Origin of the sequence: Tetragenococcus solitarius NBRC 100494 (genome assembly GCF_001544195.1) — a bacterium.
GTDB lineage: Bacteria > Bacillota > Bacilli > Lactobacillales > Enterococcaceae > Tetragenococcus > Tetragenococcus solitarius.
In genome coordinates this window covers 1-21,257 of the sequence record NZ_BCPY01000032.1, presented here as the reverse complement: position 1 = coordinate 21,257, position 21,257 = coordinate 1, and the positions used below count along the sequence as shown (strand labels likewise).

Below are 21,257 nucleotides of genomic sequence, written 5' to 3'. Positions count from 1 at the left end.
AGGGGTTAGAATGAAAGGTAAAGGGAAAATTGTTAGTGGACTCATTATTATTTTAATCGGGATTTGTATAGGGACGGTTTGGGCTTTTAATTGTAAACAGGATACTAAGACGGCAACGACAGCGGCTACTGAATCTTCAACTCAAGCAACGACGAGTAGTACTTCGAAAAAAGAAGAAAAAGGAATTTCCGCGATGGTTGATCAAATGTCATTGGAAGAAAAAGTAGGACAATTGTTTTTTGCGCGCACTCCGCAAGAAAATCAAATTTCTGACATTCAAGACTACCATTTAGGCGGCTATGTTTTATTTGGTGAAGATACAGAAAACGAAACAAAAGCCAGTTTGCAAGAAAAAATACAGTCTTTTCAAGAAGCTAGCGACATTCCGTTATTAATTGGCTCTGACGAAGAGGGTGGAACAGTCACACGAGTTAGCAACAATCCTGAATTAGTTGACCAACCGTTTAAAAGCCCGCAAGAAATTTATGCCGAAAATGGTTGGCAAGGGATTATTGACGATACCAAACAAAAGGCCGCAGTTCTTGATGAATTGGGGATCAATGTTGGGCTATTTCCAGATGTAGATGTGTCTACTGATGAAGAATCGTTTATTTACGACCGAACCATTGGTATGGACGCTAAGGGAACCAGTAAATATGTAGAGAATGTTGTTAAAACTTTACAAGAAGTTAATAGCGGATCAACCTTGAAACATTTTCCGGGTTATGGGAATAATCGGGATTCTCACGTGGAAATTGTCACAGATGACCGTTCGCTTGAAGAATTACGCAAAAACGATTTTCTCCCCTTTGAAGCTGGGGTTGAAGCAGGGGCAGATAGCATTTTAGTTTCTCATAATATTGTAAGTAGTATCGATCCAGATGTCCCTGCCTCGATTTCTCCTGCTGTTCATAAAATTTTGCGGGATGAACTCAATTTTGATGGCGTCGTGATGACAGATGATATGGATATGGCAGGCTTAGCTGATTTTATTTCGCAAGAAGAAGCAGGGCTTGCCGCATTAAAAGCAGGAAATGACTTGGTCATGTCTTCAAGCTATCAAGAACAAATCCCTGCAGTCATTCAAGCGGTCAAAGAGGGTGATTTTTCCGAAAAAGAGTTAGATGCATCAGTAGCGCGTGTCTTGCACTGGAAGCAGGACCAAGGCCTTTTACTTAAAAAATAGATCATTCTTTTTTATAATGAGGGTAGACCAAGAAAGGAAGGATTTATGATGACATTAAATAACGAATTTCTTTTGAATGATGGAACAACTTTACCGCATATTGCATTAGGAACAATTGACCTTCAAGGTGGTAAAGGCGTCCATCAAGCCCTCGCTGCACTTGATATTGGTTATCGTGTGATTGACACAGCAACCAATTACAATAACGAAGGCATGGTGGGAGAAGTCGTACGTCGTTCATCAATTCCTAGAGAGCAACTTTACGTAAGTGCAAAGTTACCTGGGTCAGCGCATAAATATGATAAAGCGATCAGCTTAATTCAAGAATCTCTTTTCCGTACAGGCTTGGATTATTTTGATAAGTTCTTAATTCATTGGCCGAACCCTAAGGAAGGTTTATATGTAGAAGCTTGGAAGGCTTTAGTTGATGCCCAAAAATATGGTTTAATTAAAACTATCGGTGTGTCTAACTTCTTGCCTGAACACTTGGATAATATTATTGAAGCTACAGGGGTAACGCCAGCAACCAACCAAATTGAGCGGCATCCTTATTTCAATAACAAGGAATTAGTGCAAGAAAATGACAAACGCGGCATTGTTTCTGAAGCTTGGAGCCCATTTGGCCGTGAAATTAATGATGTATTAACTAATGACACAATTAAAGATATTGCAGCTAAATACGATCGTAGTCCGGCACAAGTGATTATAAACTGGGATAACCAAAATCATGTTTTCCCAGTGGTTCGTTCCTCAAATCCTAAGCATCAATATGACAATTTCCATTATATAGATTTTGAACTAGCACAAGAAGATCTAGAAAAAATTGATGCCTTGGATAAAGGCGAAAAGGGTCGTGTCGAAGGGCAAAATCCTAACGAATATGAAGAATTTGTTTAATAGATAGCGTAAAAGCATGTCTGACAGCAGGCATGCTTTTTTTGTAAATAATTGTATTGCTGCAATTAGTCTGTAGTTTTCAAGCTTGTTTCGTTATTTTTTACACGTTTAATTACATAAAACTTTTTAATCCATTATTCAAATGAAAAATCACTAATCATCGGTAAGTGTTTTTTTAATAGAACTTACCTTTGAAACAATGAATTTATCATTAGATGAAATAGTGCTAAATCCCATGATAGTACCGGTTAAAGCCATAATAAAATCACGAGCAGCTCGTTTGAAATTTGCATGTTATTAGGATGTTTGTTAACCTAAATAACATGTATTAACGCTAAATTAAAAATTGAGGAGTGTTTTTTATGAGAGCAGAAAAATCTGAACCACACGCTGAGGTGTCCGTTCATTATTGATTTTTTAAAAACACCAATACCGATTGCTGACTGGGTAGATAGCATTGTCAACTGGTTAACTGAGCATCTTGCAGCCTTTTTTTCGTTGATCCAAACGATGGGACAATTTGTAATGGATACAGTGTCCAATGGACTATCTGCCATACCCCCGATAATAATGATTTTACTATTAATGTTGGCCTCTTATTTTCTTTTTAAAAAACGATGGCAGTTACCGCTATTTATCTTGCTTGGTTTAATATTTATTTACAACCAAGACATGTGGGCAGACTTAATGGATACGTTAACGTTAGTCATTTTATCTAGCTTGCTTTCTGTGATTATTGGAATTCCACTTGGGATTTTGATGTCTAAAAGTGAAAAAATAGAAATGATTATAAAACCAATTTTAGATGTCATGCAGACGATGCCAGGCTTTGTATACTTGATTCCAGCGGTCGCCTTTTTTGGGATTGGCATGGTGCCGGGAGTATTTGCTTCTGTCATTTTTGCTTTGCCACCGACTGTCCGGTTGACAAATCTTGGGATTCGTCAAGTCGATAATGAATTAAAGGAAGCTTCCGATTCTTTTGGCGGAACCTTTTGGCAAAAGCTTTATCATTTAGAAATGCCCCTGGCTAAAGGGAGTATTTTTGCAGGAATCAATCAAACCATTATGTTGAGTTTATCTATGGTGGTCATTAGTTCGATGATTGGAGCGCCCGGCCTTGGTCAAGGAGTATTAGCTGCTGTGCAACGTTCTGAAGTGGGCAGCGGATTTGTTTATGGCCTAGGGATTGTCATTTTAGCAATTATCATGGATCGCTTTGCGCAACGATTGAATCAAACAAGCACAGTAAAACCTGCTGTTTCGGTTAAAAAAACCAAACGACACAAGCAAATGATAACCGGCCTTGTTACTGCAGGAGTAGTTTTGATTCTATCTTTAGGATTAATGTCCTCTACTCGTTCCAATAAAGGTCCGATCACCTTGTCATATATCAATTTAGATACTGAGCTTGCTTCAACCAATGTTATTGCCCAAGTTTTAAGAAACGAAGGTTTTGAAGTAAATACAATTGCCTTAGATATTCCGGTAATGTGGGAAGCTGTGGCAAACGGAGAAGCGGACGCGATGGTAGGAGCTTGGCCGGCAACCAATAAGACACAATACGACATGTTTAGTGGTCAGATGGATAAATTGGGTGCCAATTTAGAAAAGAGCGCACAAACTGGTTTGGTGGTGCCTGCTTATATGGAAGATGTAGAAAGTATCGAAGATCTGTCAGACCAAGCAAATCAGGAAATTAAGGGCGTTGAACCTGGTTCAGGAACGTCAGATGTAACGAATGAGACCATTGCCGCTTATTCCAATTTATCTGATTGGGAACAAGTCAATTCTTCCACAGCCGCCATGATCGCTGAGTTAGATCAAGCCATCAAGCAAGAAGAACCAATCGTAGTTTCAATCTTTGCTCCCCATTGGATCTTTTCACGTTATGATTTAACGATGCTAGAAGACCCTAAAGGGACGATGGGAGAGCCTGAAAATATTGAAACAATGGCACGTCAGGGGTTAAAAGAAGACGAACCAGAAGCTTATCAAATATTAAAAAACTTTCAGTGGGAAACAGACGATATTCAATCTGTAATGTTAGCAATAGAAAATGGCGCTGAACCTGAAGAGGCAGCCCAAGACTGGATTGAAAAAAATCCAGAAAAAGTAGAAAAATGGACTGAATAAGTCATAAAAAGCTGCTGGAATGAACTTTCTAGCAGCTTTTTGCTTTATAAAAATGAGGAGAGTTTAAAAATGAATAAAAATAGAATAATAGAAGAAGTGATTGCTTGTGACTGATTTTTTACAACAAAAAATACCTATCGCTCAAACCATAGACCTGATCGTCGATTGGTTGACGGATCATTTGTCGGCGCTTTTTAATCTGTTGCAAGTCATAGGACAAAATGTGATGGATGTCATGACAAATACACTTTCGGCCATCCCTGCGATATTCCTGATTTTATTACTTACGATTGCTGCTTATTTTGTTTTTAATAAGAAATGGCAGATGCCTATGTTTGTCCTACTTGGGTTAGTCCTTATTTATAATCAAAATATGTGGGACGACCTGATGTATACCTTGACGTTAGTGATTATTTCTAGTTTTATCGCAATTATTCTTGGGGTCCCTGCAGGTATCTTAATGGCAAAAAGCGATAAAGCTCAGTTAGTCATTAAGCCTATTTTAGATGTCATGCAGACCATGCCTAGCTTTGTGTATTTAATCCCAGCGGTTGCCTTTTTTGGTATCGGCATGGTACCTGGTACTTTTGCTTCAGTGATTTTTGCATTACCGCCGACTGTCAGATTAACCAATCTCGGTATCCGCCAAGTGGACATCGAGTTAAAAGAAGCCTCGGATTCTTTAGGCGGTACGGCTATACAGAAATTATTGAAAGTAGAACTTCCATTAGCGAAAGGAAATATTTTTGCTGGTATTAATCAGACAACCATGATGGTTTTATCTATGGTAGTTGTTGCTTCGATGATTGGAACACCTGGTTTAGGTCAAGGAGTGTTGGCAGCTGTCCAACGTTCTCAGATTGGTTCTGGTTTTGTTTATGGTGTGGGCGTAGTTATTTTGGCGATCATCATGGATCGTTTCACTCAAAGTTTAAATAAGAATCGTGACAAAGCACAAAGTGAAATTGAAGTTGTACCTAAGAAAAGGAAAATTTTTATTGGCGGTATAACTGCTGCAGTCGTCGTTATTCTAGCGATTATAGGTGGCCTATCACAGAGTGGTTCAAATAAAGGAGCCATTACGCTAGCTTATGCTGAACAAGATGACCAAGTAGCCTCAACTACTGTAATTGCAAGAGTGCTTGAAGATCAAGGATACAATGTAACTATGACAGCTTTGGATATTCCAGTGACTTTTGAAGCCGTAGCCAATGGTCAAGCTGATGCCATGTTAGGGGCGTGGCTGCCTACAACCCATAAAGCAAATTATGCACAGTTAGGGGATCAATTGGATAATTTAGGGCCAAGTTTAGATAAACAAGCACAAAATGGGCTTGTTGTGCCTTCTTATATGGATGTAGATTCGATTGAAGATTTGACAGATGAAGCAGACAAGACGATTACAGGAGTGGAACCAGGCGCAGGAAACACAGCAGCAGCGCAAGCGACTTTAAAAACTTATCCGAATTTAGATGATTGGCAATTAACCACTTCTTCTGCTGGAGCGATGACGACACAATTGGAACGAGCCATTAGTCAAAAAGAAGAGGTCGTTGTCTCTGCTTGGAGCCCACATTGGATTTTTTCTCGCTTTGATGTGAAGTTTTTAGGCGACCCCGAAAAGGGGATGGGCGGTGCAGAAAGTATTGTTACTCTAGCTAGAAAAGGATTAAAAGAGGACATGCCAGAAGCCTATCAGATCCTAGATAATTTTGAGTGGGAAGTCGAAGACATCGAGTCTGTGATGCTAGAAATTGAAGAAGGAACAGATCCAGAAGAGGCTGCGCAACATTGGATTGATGACCATCCTGAAAAGGTAGCAGAATGGGTAAAATAAATTTTAAACATGGTTGTTATTTTTTCTCAAAGATTGCAAGTGTGGTATGATGAAAACAAGATTACAGAAAAAAGTGCTTTAAAAATAGAAACGGAGAGTGAACGTTTTGAGTAAAGTTCGAGTAGAACATTTAACCAAAGTGTTTGGCAGAAGAACCCAACAAGCACTTGAACTGGTTAGACAAGGGAAATCCAAACAAGAGATCGTGGAAGAAACCGGCGCAACGGTCGGGGTACATGATGTTAGTTTCGACGTAGAAGAAGGGGAAGTTTTTGTGATTATGGGACTTTCCGGAAGTGGGAAATCCACTTTGGTACGGATGATTAATCGATTGATTGAGCCGACTTCCGGCGAAGTCTATATTGACGATGCGGATGTTGCTAAAATGTCCAAAGAAGACTTGCGTGAAGTTCGTCGAAACAAAGTGAACATGGTTTTCCAAAATTTCGGACTTTTTCCCCAACGGACCGTTTTAGAAAATACGGAGTACGGTTTAGAAGTACGCGGCGTGTCTAAAGAAGAACGCCAGAAAAAGGCTGAGGAAGCTTTGGATAATTCCGGCTTGCTTTCTTTTAAAGACCAATATCCCAATCAATTATCTGGTGGGATGCAGCAACGGGTCGGCTTAGCCCGAGCACTTGCCAATGATCCAGAAGTCTTGTTAATGGACGAAGCATTCTCTGCTTTGGACCCATTAATTCGCCGCGACATGCAAGATGATTTGTTAGATTTGCAAGAACGCGTACAAAAAACCATTATCTTTATTACCCACGATTTAAACGAAGCCTTAAGAATCGGGGATCGGATTGCGTTGATGCGTGATGGGGAAATCATGCAAATTGGCACTGGAGAAGAAATCTTGACCCATCCAGCCAATGATTTTGTGCGAGAGTTTGTGGAAGATGTCGATCGTTCGAAAGTGTTGACGGCAGAAAATATTATGGAACCTGCGTTAACAATTAATGTTGAAGCGGACGGCCCTAATGTTGCTTTACAACGGATGCGCAAAGAAGAAGTGAGTATGTTAATCGCTGTTGACCGCAAACGTTACTTAAAGGGCAGCTTAACAGCCGAAGCAGCTTTGGATGCGCGTAAGAATGAAAAAACACTGAAAGAAGTGTTGGATAAAAATGTGCAAAAAGTCCAAAAAGAAACCTTAGTGACAGACATTTTTGATATGATTTACGACTCGCCCGCTCCATTGGCAGTGGTCGATGATGAGGACCGTGTAGTCGGAGTCGTTGTCCGTGGTAGCGTGATCGGTGCCATGACAGATACTGAACAAGATAAAGAGGTCGCAGAAAACGACGAGCAGACGGCAGAAGCTGAGGGAGTGAACGCAGATGCTTGATTTTTTACAACAGCAGATTCCACTTGCTCAATGGATTGATTCTGGAGTCGATTGGTTAACCCAGCACTTATCAGGTCTTTTTTCATTTATACAAACTGTAGGTCAAGCAGTCATGAACTTTATGACAAATACTCTATCAGCTGTTCCACCGCTACTATTGATGGTGCTGATAGCTCTTGCTGCTTATTTTGTTTTTCACCGTAAATGGTGGATTCCTATTATTGCTTTTTTAGGGTTATTATTTATTTACAATCAAGACATGTGGCCAGACTTATTAAATACAGTTACGCTGGTAGTTATTTCTAGTTTGGTCGCCATCGTTATTGGTGTTCCTTTGGGAATTCTGATGTCAAAAAGTGAAACGGCAGAAAGTATTATTAAGCCGGTTTTAGATGTGATGCAGACCATGCCCGGTTTTGTTTATTTAATTCCAGCCGTTGCTTTCTTTGGTGTTGGGATGGTTCCTGGCGTGTTTGCTTCTGTCATTTTCTCCTTGCCACCAACCGTCCGCATGACCAATCTTGGAATTCGGCAAATCTCTACTGAGTTAGTTGAAGCTTCAGATTCTTTCGGCGGCACTTCTTGGCAAAAATTATTCAAACTTGAATTACCTATCGCCAAAGGAAGTATTTTTGCAGGGATTAACCAAACGATAATGTTAGCATTATCCATGGTTGTGATTGCTTCAATGATTGGGGCACCCGGATTAGGTGTCGGAGTTCTAGCTGCTGTCCAACGTTCAGATGTCGGCAATGGTTTTGTTTATGGTGTAGGAATTGTCGTACTTGCAATTATTATGGACCGTTTCACGCAAGCAATGAATCGTTCTTCTGCTCAACAAGGAAAAAGACTTTCTAAAAAGAAAAGAGCGGTTATTAACGGAGTCGTTGCTCTTGGAGTCGTCTTTTTCGCCGTTTATGGTGTTTATTCCTCTTCAGCCGGGACCAATAAAGGAACCATCACCCTAGGGTATGCCCAACAAGATGACCAAGTGGTCTCGACGAATGTGATGGCTCAGGTTTTAGAAGAACAAGGCTACAATGTGAATATGACTTCACTAGATATTCCAGTGGTTTGGCAGGCTGTGGCAAACGGCCAAGTAGATGCCAATACAGGTGCTTGGCTTCCCATCACTCACCAAGCCCAATACGAAGAATTTAAAAATGATATTGATGATTTAGGACCTCATATTGATAAACAAGCCAAATTAGGTCTTGTTGTGCCATCTTATATGGACGTAGATTCGATTGAAGACTTAGATGATCAAGCCAATAAAGAAATTACCGGAATTGAACCCGGGGCAGGAATTGTTTCGGCAACCGATGATACTTTAGAAGCCTATCCAAACTTATCAGATTGGAAACAAGTGGTTTCATCTACAGGGGCAATGAACGCCCAGTTAGATCGGGCGATTAAAGCACACGACGAGATTGTTGTTGAAGGTTGGAACCCTTATTGGATTTTCCAACGCTATGACTTGAAGTATCTAGATGATCCTAAAGGCACAATGGGACAAGCGGAAAGTATTGATACCATAGCGCGCTTAGGGCTTAAAGAGGACATGCCAGAAGCTTACCATATTTTGGATAACTTTAAATGGGATGCATCAGACATGGAATCAATTATGCTAGATATTGAAGATGGAAAAGACCCAGAAGACGCTGCTCATGATTGGATTGAAGACAATCGCGACAAGGTGGACAGCTGGGTAGAATAAAATATATATTCTTTTATAAATCCCTTTAAAATAACGTTTAACAGAGCAGAATATCTGCTCTGTTTTTTTATACTTCTTTGTTACAATGGCTTTTGTTGGACAGATTTTTTTATAAAAGTTATCCTTTAATTGTAGTTAGATAAAGAAAAGGAGAGATCTTAATGGCAATTAAAAGAGCGATAAATATTGATAATTTAAATTTTGCATACACATTAGGTCAAATTTCTTTAACTGAAATGGTAAAGCAATTGCCGGAAGAACCATGACGTTTTTATATGTTTGGTGTGCCAAATTATAATAACTTAGGCGACCAAGCAGTTGCTTATGCCGAAAAAGCTTTTTTCAAAAGAGTTTTTCCTGAAATCACTTATATTGAAATTTTAGAGTCACAAACAGATGAAGCTATTAAAGAATTGGTACCATTATTACGTGACAGCGACATGATTGGCTATACTGGCGGAGGAAATATCGGCAATGTTTATTTAGATCATGAAGAACCACGCCGTAAAGTATTTTCTACTTTTGTAAATAACAAGACGATTTCTTTTCCACAGTCAGTTAATTTTGAAGACACTGAACAAGGACAAGAGGAATTAAGAAAAAGCCGAGAAGCTTACAACAAAAACCCTAATTTGACACTGGTTGCCAGAGAGTCCCAATCATTGGATTATTTTAAAAAGCATTTTGACGTAAATGTTCTCTATACTTCAGATATTGTCGCTTCTCTTCAACCAGAGCCATCCAATGGTGAGCGTGATGGTGTACTGTTTATCATGCGACAAGATTCTGAAAAAGTTATTAACACAAAGTTGATAGAAAAACTAAGTTATAAATTAAATAACGTTGGTGATGAAGTGGAACAAACAGACACTGTTTTACCCTTTAAAGCTTCAGACAGTAATGCTGATACAGCAGCTAACTTAGATGAAGTACGTATTTCAGAACGCGGCTGGTTGATTGAGCGCAAATTAGAAGAAATTAAAGCCAGTGAAGCTGTAGTCACAGACCGCTTGCACGGCATGATCTTTTGCGTATTAACCAAAACACCTTGCCTGGTATTTGATAACAGCTATGGTAAAGCCAGCGCCTCTTATTATAACTGGTTTGAAGATCTAGATTATATCCAACATACCACAGAAAAAGATCCTGACAAGTTAGCCCCTATGATTGAAGGATTGAAGGGCTACGAACATTCTCATCTGTATGATTTTTCTCATGCTTATGATGATTTGATCGATTTGATTAAAAAATAAAAAACGGAAATTGCCGTTTACTCTAGGTGGACTAAGATCAATTATCGCCTAAAAAAGGGAGAGATTTGAATGACAGCCAACACCTTAGCAGATATTACGAGTTTAAATTTTGCTTATACATTAGATATGCTTTCTTTAACAGAGTTCATTAAGCAATTACCTGAAGATCGGCAACGTTTTTATATGTTTGGGACCCCTGTTTATAATAACTTAGGGGATTTAGCAGTTAGTCAGGCACAAAAAAGTTTCTTTGCTGAAAATTTTCCAGAAATTGTCTATATCGAAATTACTGAACCGCAGACGGATCAAGCGATTGAAGAATTATTACCCTTGCTGCGTTCAGATGATATGATCGGTTATGTCGGTGGGGGAAATATTGGGAGTGTTCACTTGGCCCATGAAATCCCGCGTCGCAAAGTCTTTTCAACCTTTGTCAATAATAAGACGCTTTCTTTTCCGCAGTCGGTTTACTTTGAAGATAGTGAAAAAGGACAAGCAGAACTGCGCAAAAGTCAGGAAGCCTATAATAAGAATCCAAATTTAACGCTTATTGCAAGGGATACACAGTCTCTAGATAAGTTCCAAAAAAATTTTAAAGCAAATACTGCCTTAACAGCGGACATGGTCTTGTTTATGCAGCCAAAACGTCCCAAATTTAAACGAGATGGGATATTATTGATCATGCGTGAGGATGCTGAAAAGGTCACTTCTGATGAATTAATCAAGCAATTAACTAAAAGTATAGAAGATGCAGGAAATCAAGTGGAACAAACAGATACTGTGCTTCCTTTTAAAGCTTATGATGTAAAAAGCAATACAGATAAACCACTTGATATTGTAAGAATATCTGAACGCAACTGGTTACTAAGTCTCAAACTAGACCAAATTAAAGCCAGTGAAGTGGTAGTTACTGACCGTTTGCATGGTATGATTTTTGCGGTGATTACCCAAACGCCATGTCTAGTATTTGATAATAATTATGGCAAAGCAAGTGCCTTTTACTATGACTGGTTAGAAGACTTGGATTATATCCAGCATACAACTGAAACAGATCCTAAAAAATTAACAGCAATGGTTGAGGATCTAAAACAATCTAACCATTCCTATGCCCAAGATTTTTCGCATAGTTATCGCGCTTTGATCGATTTGATCAAAAATTAAAAATGGAAGGAGTCATTTATTATGGGTTGGTTATGGACAATTATCGTCGGTGGTGTTATTGGAGCAATCGCTGGCGCTATTACAAACAAGGGAGGATCAATGGGCATCATTTTTAATGTGATTGCAGGCCTTGTTGGTTCATCCATCGGACAAGCACTTTTAGGAAGCTGGGGTCCGGTTATTGGCGGTATGGCAATTATCCCTTCGATTATTGGAGCGATTATCGTCGTTGCAGTTGTTTCCTTTTTCTTAGGTAGAAGGTAGTTATAAAAATCGTCCTGCGCTATTTTTCTGGCAGGGCGATTTTTTTGAAATGCTAATCGTCTGTAAAAAAGTAAGGAGAGATTTTGTTGACAGTAAATACAAGACCAGATATTACAAGTTTAAATTTTGCTTACACCTTAGATGCGATTACTTTGACAGATTTAATTAAACAGTTACCAGAAGAATCGCAGCGGATTTATGTATTCGGCGTTCCTACTTATAATAACTTAGGGGACCAAGCGATTAATGAAGCACAAAGACGATTTTTCACCAGAAACTTTCCAGAGATGGTGTATATCGAAATTACTGAACCACAAACAGATCAAGCTATCGAGGAATTACTGCCATTATTACGTTCAGATGATATGATCGCTTATACTGGAGGAGGAAATATTGGGAGCCTCCACACAGAGCATGAAGTTCCTCGCCGTAAAGTATTTTCGACGTTTGTGAATAACAAGACGTTCTCTTTTCCTCAATCAGTTTATTTTGAAGATAGCAAACAAGGCCAAGAGGAATTAAGAAAAAGTCAAGAAGCTTATGATAAAAATCCAAATTTAATACTTATTGCAAGAGATACCCAATCCTTAGATTATTTAAAGAAACACTTTAAAGCCAATGCGATTTATACAGCAGATATGGTCTTATCGCTACAACCTGACCGTCCTGAATTTACACGTGATGGTGTTTTGCTTATTATGCGTGTAGACAATGAGAAAGTCACCTCTGATAAATTAGTAGAACGTTTAACAAATAATTTGGAAGATTATGACAATGATGTAGGTCAAACCGATACTATATTGCCTTATAAAGAATTTCCAGAAGGAGACAAAAGCAGAACAGCTTCACCGCTTGATGAAGTTCGGATCTCTGAACGAGGTTGGCTGGTAGATCTTAAATTAGATCAGATTAAAACAAGCGAAGTGGTCGTTACCGATCGTTTACATGCCATGATTTTTTGCGTACTAACTAAAACTCCTTGTTTAGTATTTGATAATAGCTATGGTAAGGCGAGCTCTTTTTACTATAACTGGTTTGAAGACCTGGATCATATCCAACATACCACTGAAAAAGACCCGCAAAAACTTATTCCTATGATTGAAGAACTAAAAAAATTCAAACAACCGCGCGCACATGATTTTTCGCATAGTTATGATGCCTTGATTGATTTAATTAAAAAATAGTAGTTAAAAATCGTCCTGGACTGATATTTTCAGCAGGATGATTTTTTATAAAAAATTTTCGCTTCATTTTTGCGTACTTATAAATGTATATAAATTTATGAGGAGGCATATAATGAGAAGAAAATCGCATGAGTTACAATGGTTGGAAACGCTAGGTAAGCGCAAGCAGCTAAACGAAGAACAACGGCGGGCACTACAAAGGTCGCAAAAAGGTTTTGTAGGAGAACGGCAGATGGATAAACTGGTGGAAACTTTTTTACCAGAAATAACAGAGATAATAGATGACATCACTTTAAAATATCAATCCACTGTTGTTCAGATTGATAAAATATTATTAGTAGGTACAACTGTCTATATCATCGACATGAAGTTTTACCAAGGCGATTATATTTTGCAATATAACAGCTGGCAACGCAATGGAAAGAAACTGCCAACAAACATTTTGGAACAATTACGAAGAGCAGTACGAGTCATTGAAAACATATTTAAAGAAAACCAGATTGATTTAAAAGTAAAAGGTGTCTTAGCTTTTTTAAATCCAGAATCAAATATCTATGTTGAAGACACAGTTTCAGAAAAAATTTTGGCGTTCAATGAATTACCTTTGTGGTTGTTGGAATTAAAAAAATACTTTTCAGATGAACGTTACCTTCACTGGCAGTCAGTACTATTCCAATATCAAATCGATGGCTATCGTACAAAACGTCAACTAACTCTAGAGGAAGAAAAACACTTGCAAAAAGGAATTTGCTGTCCACGTTGTCACCAGTTTAATACTCGGCAAAACAAACATACGGTGGTCTGTAGCTGTGGATATGAAGAAGTAAAAGCAACAGCTTATGTGCGGACCATCACTGAATATGGCGTTCTTTTTCACGATCGATATCTTAGCTTGAAAGAATTAAAAGCATTTTTTGGAAAAGACCTACAGGAAATCTATTTGAAGTATATATTAAAAACATATTTTATTGCTATCCAGTCTACAGTGAAAAAACGTTTTGGACATGAAAACAAAGGAATTATATTTGATTATTGGTTTGAAGATGATATGGAACACTTTAATCAACTGGAACAGAGGAAAATGTGGAAGTAGAAGTAGTTATCGATAAAATTGGATAAAGGAAGTAGAATCTGTTATCTAATAACCAAAAATTGAATAAAGGAATCAAGTTCTGTTATCCAATAACGAGTAATTGAATAAAAGAATCGGTATTCGTTGTTCAATAACAAGTTAAAAAGGACAAAATAAAAAAATAACTTTGAAAATCGCTAAAATTGAATAAAGGAAACGAGACGCATTATCCAATATTCCAAAATTGGATAACGGAATTAGATTTTATTGTTCAAAAAAGCAGTTGTCTCTCTTTCGGCAGGAAAGTTGACAGTTTGGATTGGAGTTGTTAGCTTACAAGAAAAGAGGTGAAAGAATATGATCGGAAGAAGACGCGCAAGCAAACACTGGGCACAGGCCTCAAAGAACTTACGAACAGGGCAAAAAATATCGCCTAAGAAAAAATCATTAACAAAACAACAACGGAAAAAACAAGCCAGAAGAAAAGGAACGATGATAGGAGCCATTCGTTCAGCCTTTAGAAAATAAACACAAGCTCTTCAACTGACGGAAAATGGGTGAGCTGTTATAATGTTTACGACAAGGAGGCGTTTAATCCGTATGAAGACGCTTATTATCGTTTCGCATCCAGAAATTGATGAATCAGCCAGCCAGCAATATTTAAAAGAAGCACTGCCCGATTCTAACGAAATAACATTTCACCATTTAGAATCCACTTATCCGGATGGAAAAATTGATATCGAGCGAGAGCAAGAGCTGTTACAACAGCATGATCGCATTATTTTCCAGTTTCCTTTCTATTGGTACTCATCTCCTCCTATGCTAAAACATTGGCAGGATGAAGTTTTAACCGAAAATTTTGCCTATGGTTATGGGGGGAATAAGTTAAAGGATAAAGAGTTAGGGCTGGTTTTAGTGATTGGTATGCCCGAAAAAGAATACCAAGTTGGGGGAAAAGAAGGCTTTTCACTCAGTACTCTGACAACTCCTTATCAAGCGATGGCTAAAAAAACCCAGATGCGCTTTTTAAAACCATTTCTTATTTTCCAATTTCATTATATGGAAGAAACCGAAAAAATGCGGATGTTAACAGCTTACCAACAGTATCTAATGATCGAAGATTTTGATACTTTGAAAGCTAAGGAGAATTGGTTTTTACAACAAATAGAGGCCATGGATGAGCAATTTCTCCCCCGTGGCAGTACATTTGTATTAGAACAAGTCAAAGAATTAATTGAAGATAACCGCATGGAATTAGATGAAATTCAGATGTATTTGGACCAAGCAGGAGGCTCTTTATAATGGAAGAAAACGTTGAGTGGTCACTAGCTCAGCTCGACTACTTATTTGAAAACAGCCATGACTATAAACAAAAGGCTTTATTATTAGGAATAAAAGATTTACTTTTAGAACAACAAAAACGTACCGAACAAATCCAAGGGCAGTTGGACGGTACGCTTTGGTCTCCCAATGATTGGGGCATATAAGAGAGATTGTCGGTAATATCTGGCAATCTTTTTTATTTTGAAACAGCGTCAGAAACACTTTTTGCGACAATATCTACAACAGAAGGGTCGAAAACATCAGGAATGATATTATCTACACTCAACTCATCTTCAGGAATAACTGCTGCAATACCTTTGGCAGCGGCGATTTGCATCTCATCAGTAATATCTTTCGCACGCGAATCTAAAGCTCCTCGGAAAATTCCCGGAAAGGCTAAAACGTTATTGATCTGGTTAGGAAAATCAGAGCGCCCCGTACCTACGATAAAAGCGCCCCCTGCTTTAGCTTCGTCAGGCATGATTTCTGGGACAGGATTCGCCATGGCAAAAACAATCGGTTGGTCGTTCATTGCTTGGATCCATTCTTTAGCCAAAATGTTTCCAGCTGAAACACCAATAAATATATCGGCGCCTTTCAATGCTTCTTGTAAGTCTCCCCTTGCATGGTCTAGGTTGGTTTGTTGCGCAATTTCTTGATATCGTTCATCCAAATCAGGCGTATCGGCAGAAATGATTCCTGTTTTGTCGACGAGCAGGATATTTGTTGCTCCGGCGGTTAATAATTTTTTGGTAATCGCGATGCCAGCAGCACCCGCTCCGTTTATTACGATTTTACTATTGGTCAAATTCTTTTCTGTTAACTTTAACGCGTTGTATAAAGCAGCCAAAACGACAATAGCAGTACCGTGTTGGTCATCGTGAAAAACTGGAATATCTAAGCTTTCTTTCAAACGACGTTCGATTTCAAAACAGCGAGGCGCTGCGATATCTTCCAAATTAATTCCACCTAAAGAAGGCGCCATGGCTTGAATATGAGCAATGATTTCTTCTGTATCTTGTGTCGCTAGACAAATCGGAAAGACATCAATATCTGCAAATTCCTTAAACAAAATCGCTTTTCCTTCCATAACAGGTAAAGCAGCTTCAGGTCCGATGTTTCCTAAGCCCAATACAGCAGAACCATCGGTGACAATAGCGACGGTATTTCTTTTGCTTGTATAAGTGTAGACGTCCTCTTTATTTTCAACAATTGCTGAACTAACTGCGGCAACCCCCGGTGTATAAGCGATAGCTAGATCCTCCCGGGTTTTCACTGGCACTTTTGAATGAATTTCCAGCTTTCCTCCTTTTTCCCGGCTAATTTTTAGCGCTTCTTTTTTTACATCGGTCATTTATTTCTCCTCCTTTGAGAATTTTTCTTCATCCCTATTGTGAAACAGATAACGTTTTTTTACAAGTTGTTTTGGACGAAGAACAGTAAAAGTGCATCGTATGTTTTAAAAGGAAAAATTCCTGAACGAGGGATCAAAAAAATAAGTAAAGTAGACAGCAGTACTCGCAAAGCGAACCAGCTTTTAAAAAAGCGAAACCAGCGGAAGATGCGATTTACCAGCTTCCCCAGACAGCTCGGCAAGTTCGTAAGAGCAACAAACTCACACCAACTGAATTAGCAGCACTATCGTGTATTCATCGCGTTACGATTTCAAAAGGATATGAACCCTTCTTTTGCGCTTGTCACACAACTTTTAAGTAGTATGGAAACAGCAATTGAGTTTAAAACGGAGAATTATTATTGTAAGATGGTTGTTTTTTAACGTTGGTGAATTTCGCCAGTTATTCTAAAAAAAAAACACAGGCCAATATTGTTGGCCTGTGTCTGATAGACAATGAGAGTTTTACATCTCGGGATCTTCGTAGTTGCCTTTTTCGTCACCGAAAAAGCGATTATAACGTTGTTTGAAGAGACTAAATAAGTATTGTACAGCGATTTTTATTAAAGAATAAATTGGAATACCAAACAATACGCCGATAAAGCCCATCAAATCACCCATAACTAAAACTACCAGCAAAATGGTAAGAAAATGCAGCTGTAACTTATCGCCCATCACACGAGGCATTACCAAGTTTCCATGCAATGCTTGAATGACAAACCAGGCCACCACAAAAATGACCGCTTCTAAGAGTGATTGCTGGAAGGCGATGATTAAGCCGGGAACAAAGGTAATAACTGAACCTATATAAGGAACCAGACTGAAAACGCCGACTAAAAAGGCCATAACTGTGGCATAATTCAAGCCGATCAGTAAAAAGGTCACCCAATACATAACCCCTAACACCGCACTAGACATTAACTGTCCTTTTAAAAACGCACCTAGTTGACTATCTGCTTTTCTTGCTAGCATTTCAAAGTCGTCACGAAAATTTGGTGGAACAATCTTTAGCACTGACTGAGCAAATTTTTGTTTATCTTTTAATAGGAAAAATGCAACGACTGGACCCACAAAAAGTGTGATGGCAGTTGTCGATACTGCAGAAAAGACGCTGCCTATACCTGAAACGCCATCTTGCCAATTATCGCCTATCGAAGAAAGTGCATCTTTTGCAAGATCATTGGTGGAAGAAATCAGTGTATCAATTTGTCCTTGGAAAGGTAACTGAGACAAGAAGGCTCGTATATCGTCTTGGACGTTATCTAAAATAGTAGGAAATTGTTCCGCTAGTTCTTGACCTTCATTTACTAAAGAACGAATGCCAAAAAAGCCAAGCACACCGATGATGACCACGGCTAAAAAGTAGATGAGTGAAACGGCCCATGTCCGTGACATTTTCTTTTCTACCCACATGACAAATGGATTGAATATATAATAAATGACTACAGCAAAAATAAATGGCGGTAAAACAGACATCAGTATGGTAACTAGCGGTGTAAATACAAATGAAACTTTATTGACGATAAAAATAGCAATTGCACTTAAAATAATAAGACCTAAAACATAATAAGATGTTTTACCACCTAAAAATTGAATGAATCGATTTTCCGATTTTTGTTTCATAATCGCCCTCCTTAGAGTGAATTATCATTATTATAGAGAAAAACAAGCGAATACTCAAATAATATTTGTCGTTTTATTTGGTTTTTTCGTTTAATAAAAATGAAAATCCTCTTTTTTGCGTACTGTATTATGTAAGACGCAAAATGACAAAGGAGGAAATTCGAGTGAAACAAAAAAGAAAATATTTGGTGGCTCTGATGTTGTGTATGCAGTTTTTGACTAGCGGTCCGCTAGTCACAGCAGATGAGGTAAAGGAGGAAGTGTCGCCTCGTTTAAAAAAACAGCAGGAATTACTCGTTAAGGAGCCGCCAAAAAATAATAGAGACGTGCTAGAAGTTTCAACCAACGAAAATAGCAGCTCTTATCAAGCAAGGCCTATCAAAGATACTTGGGATTTTATTGAACAAATTGGTGAAGATGCACGTCAAATTGGGCAAGAAGAAAATTTATATGCTTCCGTGATGATTGCTCAGGCGATATTAGAATCTGGCAACGGTCAAAGTCAGTTAAGTCAGCCGCCTTATTTTAATTTATTTGGAATTAAAGGTGAAGAGGTTTCATTTACTACCATAGAAGATAATGGGAAAGGACAGATTTATCCGTCTTTAGCCTCTTTCCGTCAGTATGAAAACTACGAAGAATCTTTGCAAGATTATGCGCATTTGTTAAAGACAGGCTTAATCAACGATAAAAATTTTTACAAAGGCGCTTGGAAAACAGAAGCGGAAAACTATCAAACAGCCACCAAATTTTTAACAGGTCGTTATGCCACCGATATACATTATAATGAGAAATTAGATGAAATTATCAGCACTTACCATCTAATAAATTATGATGAGAATACCGAAGAACGAGCAAATGAAAATGATGACTATATATTTCCCGTTCCAAATGCCTATATCACTTCACAATTTGGCAAACACGACAGTGATTTTCATCGAGGAATCGACTTAGCGGTTGCAGAAGGAACTCCGATAAAAGCTGCAAAAAGTGGCAAGGTGATTCAATCTGACTATCATCCTTCTTGGGGGAATTATATAGCCATTAAGCATGCAGACGGGTTAACTACCTTGTATGCGCATTGTAGCCGCAATCTGGTAAAGGTTGGACAAAGGGTACAACAAGGACAAACAATAGCATTAGTCGGCACGACCGGAAATAGCACCGGTCCTCATGTACATTTTGAAGTCAATCGATCGGAAAGCTTAGTGCAGGAGCAATTGATGGATCCGTTAGAGGTGTTAAAGATAAAAGAGTAAACCACTCTCCATTAAACGATTTTTAGATGTTTAATGGTTTTTTTCATCGACAACAAAAAATGAATCAAGGTATTTCTCGATTAATGTTATTATAAAAACCTTTTAAAATAAGGCATCTATTAATGTGCAAAATAGAGATCAGCTACAAAGTTATTTCACATAGTTACCATTGTTTTTAGCTACAGCTTTACTCCTTGTTTCCACCGTAGCCTTGATACGATTTAAACATTTCTTGTTAAAGCAGGGCACACTTGTATGATAGCTTGTTGATCGGATTTCACTTTCAAGAATTAATCGTGGCCACAATAACGTCAGCAAGGTGGATATCTTCTTCAAACTTGAGAACGCGATCTCTTAAATGCATACGAATTTTTGCTTCTAAAAATTGTTGGTAAGTTTTTGAGGTATTGGTACAAATGAAAATTGACAATTTGTAGCTTATAAGCTACAATTATGAAAGGAATAAACTGATGAAACAGCTAATTTTTGATTGGGATAACAAGTTCGATCGATTTCTTGAACAATTAGATACGAATACACGAGCAAGTTTATTACGTAGAATTGAAGCAATTGAAAATGTAGGAATAAGGGACGCTAGCCAAAGAGAATGGATAAAATTGTTAGATAAGAAAGAAAAAATTTTCGAAATAAGATCGAGAAGCACGCAATACTTTCCACGAGCAGTTTATTTTCGAGTAAAGGGAGATTTTTATTTTATTTCTCATGGATTTAACAAAAAGACAAACAAAACCCCTAAACGTGAGATTGAGCTAGCCAAAAATAGGAAACGTTCATTTTTTGCAAATAAACCAAAAGGGGATGATAAAAATGAGTAAAGTTGATCAATATATTGCCAATTATTCGCAAAATGATCCGAAATTTAAGCAAGCAATACAAGTGGAAGATACAATCTATCAGCTGGCACAAACTGTTCGACAAGTTCGTAAAAGAAATGGATTAACACAGAGTGAATTGGCAGAGTTATCAGGCATTAATCGTGTAACGATCTCGAAAATTGAAAATGCTGATATGAATCCATCTTTCGCGCTAGTAACGCAGCTTTTAAATAGTATACGAATTTCCATTGAGTTTAATCCCAAAAATGATGAAAAAGTGACTTTGTAAGCTGTGTTTAATCTTTAAGTGAAAAACGCCTCACTCATGTACTAAACTCCTAAAGTTAGACTATTTTTTAGGCTCTTTGTCAAACATACTAAGATTAGTAGTGTAATATCACGACGGTGGTATTACACTACTATTTTTTATATAGTAGAAGTGAAGTAAAGACCGCCAACACGATAGGGCCATGGAACCCGTATGTCAAACAGGTCTCCTTCACTAACTATGTCCATTTTGTTTGAAGTATGTTGGTTCGTTGAAACCGTGTATAGGAAAGTAAAAAAGCATGGATTAGTGAGGCTTCAAGATTTTTATTGAGGAGGGATTACTTTGTTTATAATGGCTTTAGATGTTAGTAAAGGGAAAAGTTATATGGTGGTTTATAAAAATGAATATTGTATCGAAGAAAGGGAGATCGTCCACACCCCCGAACAATTTGATAAATTATTACCATTTTTAAAAAATAACCAAGTCCAAAATTT

General features: G+C 38.1%; 19 protein-coding genes. 17 read left to right on the top strand and 2 right to left on the bottom strand.

Going from position 1 to position 21,257, the window contains the following annotated elements; all coding sequences use genetic code 11:
* Positions 1-10 precede the first annotated feature (10 nt).
* The 14 genes from TS1_RS09180 (at position 11) to TS1_RS09120 (ending at position 15,545) form a co-directional block, all read left to right on the top strand.
* Complete coding sequence (locus tag TS1_RS09180) at positions 11-1,186, top strand: glycoside hydrolase family 3 protein (protein ID WP_068710025.1); 1,176 nt, start codon at positions 11-13, stop codon at positions 1,184-1,186.
* Positions 1,187-1,234: 48 nt separating this feature from the next.
* Complete coding sequence (locus TS1_RS09175) at positions 1,235-2,083, top strand: aldo/keto reductase (protein WP_068710023.1); 849 nt, start codon at positions 1,235-1,237, stop codon at positions 2,081-2,083.
* A 405-nt stretch (positions 2,084-2,488) separates the two neighbouring features.
* Positions 2,489-4,219, top strand: a complete 1,731-nt coding sequence (locus TS1_RS09170) for an ABC transporter permease/substrate binding protein (RefSeq protein ID WP_068710021.1) — start codon at positions 2,489-2,491, stop codon at positions 4,217-4,219.
* Positions 4,220-4,325: 106 nt separating this feature from the next.
* Positions 4,326-6,056: an ABC transporter permease/substrate binding protein gene (locus tag TS1_RS09165; protein ID WP_068710019.1), complete on the top strand. Its 1,731-nt coding sequence runs from the start codon at positions 4,326-4,328 to the stop codon at positions 6,054-6,056.
* A 106-nt stretch (positions 6,057-6,162) separates the two neighbouring features.
* Entirely contained in the window at positions 6,163-7,407 is a 1,245-nt protein-coding gene (locus TS1_RS09160) for a quaternary amine ABC transporter ATP-binding protein (protein WP_068710017.1), read from the top strand.
* On the top strand, positions 7,400-9,124 hold the full coding sequence (locus tag TS1_RS09155; RefSeq protein ID WP_068710015.1) for an ABC transporter permease/substrate binding protein: 1,725 nt from the start codon (positions 7,400-7,402) through the stop codon (positions 9,122-9,124). Before TS1_RS09160 ends, TS1_RS09155 begins: the two co-directional genes overlap by 8 nt.
* Before the next feature lie 275 nt (positions 9,125-9,399).
* Complete coding sequence (locus TS1_RS09150) at positions 9,400-10,377, top strand: polysaccharide pyruvyl transferase family protein (RefSeq protein WP_083498286.1); 978 nt, start codon at positions 9,400-9,402, stop codon at positions 10,375-10,377.
* A gap of 69 nt (positions 10,378-10,446) precedes the next feature.
* A complete protein-coding gene (locus TS1_RS09145) occupies positions 10,447-11,538 on the top strand; it encodes a polysaccharide pyruvyl transferase family protein (protein ID WP_068710013.1) in 1,092 nt (363 codons plus the stop codon).
* A gap of 21 nt (positions 11,539-11,559) precedes the next feature.
* Positions 11,560-11,802: a GlsB/YeaQ/YmgE family stress response membrane protein gene (locus tag TS1_RS09140; RefSeq protein ID WP_068710011.1), complete on the top strand. Its 243-nt coding sequence runs from the start codon at positions 11,560-11,562 to the stop codon at positions 11,800-11,802.
* An 86-nt stretch (positions 11,803-11,888) separates the two neighbouring features.
* Positions 11,889-12,986: a polysaccharide pyruvyl transferase family protein gene (locus tag TS1_RS09135; protein ID WP_068710009.1), complete on the top strand. Its 1,098-nt coding sequence runs from the start codon at positions 11,889-11,891 to the stop codon at positions 12,984-12,986.
* Between the two features lie 112 nt (positions 12,987-13,098).
* On the top strand, positions 13,099-14,079 hold the full coding sequence (locus TS1_RS09130) for an NERD domain-containing protein (protein WP_068710007.1): 981 nt from the start codon (positions 13,099-13,101) through the stop codon (positions 14,077-14,079).
* A gap of 336 nt (positions 14,080-14,415) precedes the next feature.
* Positions 14,416-14,586, top strand: a complete 171-nt coding sequence (locus TS1_RS12605) for a hypothetical protein (protein ID WP_169792371.1) — start codon at positions 14,416-14,418, stop codon at positions 14,584-14,586.
* A gap of 72 nt (positions 14,587-14,658) precedes the next feature.
* Positions 14,659-15,360, top strand: a complete 702-nt coding sequence (locus TS1_RS09125) for an NAD(P)H-dependent oxidoreductase (RefSeq protein ID WP_068710005.1) — start codon at positions 14,659-14,661, stop codon at positions 15,358-15,360.
* Complete coding sequence (locus TS1_RS09120) at positions 15,360-15,545, top strand: hypothetical protein (RefSeq protein ID WP_068710003.1); 186 nt, start codon at positions 15,360-15,362, stop codon at positions 15,543-15,545. The genes TS1_RS09125 and TS1_RS09120 overlap by 1 nt, the downstream gene beginning before the upstream one ends.
* Before the next feature lie 32 nt (positions 15,546-15,577).
* On the opposite strand, the gene TS1_RS09115 is transcribed toward TS1_RS09120, so the two are convergent.
* Together TS1_RS09115 and TS1_RS09110 are read right to left on the bottom strand one after the other, a co-directional pair.
* On the bottom strand, positions 15,578-16,735 hold the full coding sequence (locus TS1_RS09115) for an NAD(P)-dependent malic enzyme (protein ID WP_068710001.1): 1,158 nt from the start codon (positions 16,733-16,735) through the stop codon (positions 15,578-15,580).
* Positions 16,736-17,239: 504 nt separating this feature from the next.
* Positions 17,240-18,397 (bottom strand): AI-2E family transporter, encoded by a 1,158-nt coding sequence (locus tag TS1_RS09110; protein WP_068709999.1) that lies wholly within the window; start codon positions 18,395-18,397, stop codon positions 17,240-17,242.
* Positions 18,398-18,561: 164 nt separating this feature from the next.
* Between TS1_RS09110 and TS1_RS09105 the strand changes: the two genes are divergently transcribed.
* From TS1_RS09105 to TS1_RS09095, 3 genes are all read left to right on the top strand, one after another.
* On the top strand, positions 18,562-19,656 hold the full coding sequence (locus tag TS1_RS09105) for a peptidoglycan DD-metalloendopeptidase family protein (protein ID WP_068709997.1): 1,095 nt from the start codon (positions 18,562-18,564) through the stop codon (positions 19,654-19,656).
* 470 nt (positions 19,657-20,126) lie between these two features.
* The gene (locus TS1_RS09100; RefSeq protein ID WP_068709995.1) at positions 20,127-20,492 is read left to right on the top strand and encodes a type II toxin-antitoxin system RelE/ParE family toxin; all 366 of its coding nucleotides are present in this window, start codon (positions 20,127-20,129) and stop codon (positions 20,490-20,492) included.
* Positions 20,485-20,781, top strand: coding sequence for a helix-turn-helix domain-containing protein (locus tag TS1_RS09095; protein ID WP_068709993.1), 297 nt, complete (start codon positions 20,485-20,487; stop codon positions 20,779-20,781). The genes TS1_RS09100 and TS1_RS09095 overlap by 8 nt, the downstream gene beginning before the upstream one ends.
* Positions 20,782-21,257 lie beyond the last annotated feature (476 nt).

What these genes read in the sequence shown, in the direction of transcription:
- TS1_RS09140 (WP_068710011.1), top strand. Translation starts at nt 11,560, where the DNA reads ATGGGTTGGTTATGGACAATTATCGTCGGTGGTGTTATTGGAGCAATC.
- TS1_RS09145 (WP_068710013.1), top strand. Translation starts at nt 10,447, where the DNA reads ATGACAGCCAACACCTTAGCAGATATTACGAGTTTAAATTTTGCTTAT.
- TS1_RS09120 (WP_068710003.1), top strand. Translation starts at nt 15,360, where the DNA reads ATGGAAGAAAACGTTGAGTGGTCACTAGCTCAGCTCGACTACTTATTT.
- TS1_RS09155 (WP_068710015.1), top strand. Translation starts at nt 7,400, where the DNA reads ATGCTTGATTTTTTACAACAGCAGATTCCACTTGCTCAATGGATTGAT.
- TS1_RS09180 (WP_068710025.1), top strand. Translation starts at nt 11, where the DNA reads ATGAAAGGTAAAGGGAAAATTGTTAGTGGACTCATTATTATTTTAATC.
- TS1_RS09150 (WP_083498286.1), top strand. Translation starts at nt 9,400, where the DNA reads ATGTTTGGTGTGCCAAATTATAATAACTTAGGCGACCAAGCAGTTGCT.
- TS1_RS09125 (WP_068710005.1), top strand. Translation starts at nt 14,659, where the DNA reads ATGAAGACGCTTATTATCGTTTCGCATCCAGAAATTGATGAATCAGCC.
- TS1_RS09100 (WP_068709995.1), top strand. Translation starts at nt 20,127, where the DNA reads ATGAAACAGCTAATTTTTGATTGGGATAACAAGTTCGATCGATTTCTT.
- TS1_RS09095 (WP_068709993.1), top strand. Translation starts at nt 20,485, where the DNA reads ATGAGTAAAGTTGATCAATATATTGCCAATTATTCGCAAAATGATCCG.
- TS1_RS09110 (WP_068709999.1), bottom strand. Translation starts at nt 18,397, where the DNA reads ATGAAACAAAAATCGGAAAATCGATTCATTCAATTTTTAGGTGGTAAA.
- TS1_RS12605 (WP_169792371.1), top strand. Translation starts at nt 14,416, where the DNA reads ATGATCGGAAGAAGACGCGCAAGCAAACACTGGGCACAGGCCTCAAAG.
- TS1_RS09175 (WP_068710023.1), top strand. Translation starts at nt 1,235, where the DNA reads ATGACATTAAATAACGAATTTCTTTTGAATGATGGAACAACTTTACCG.
- TS1_RS09130 (WP_068710007.1), top strand. Translation starts at nt 13,099, where the DNA reads ATGAGAAGAAAATCGCATGAGTTACAATGGTTGGAAACGCTAGGTAAG.
- TS1_RS09115 (WP_068710001.1), bottom strand. Translation starts at nt 16,735, where the DNA reads ATGACCGATGTAAAAAAAGAAGCGCTAAAAATTAGCCGGGAAAAAGGA.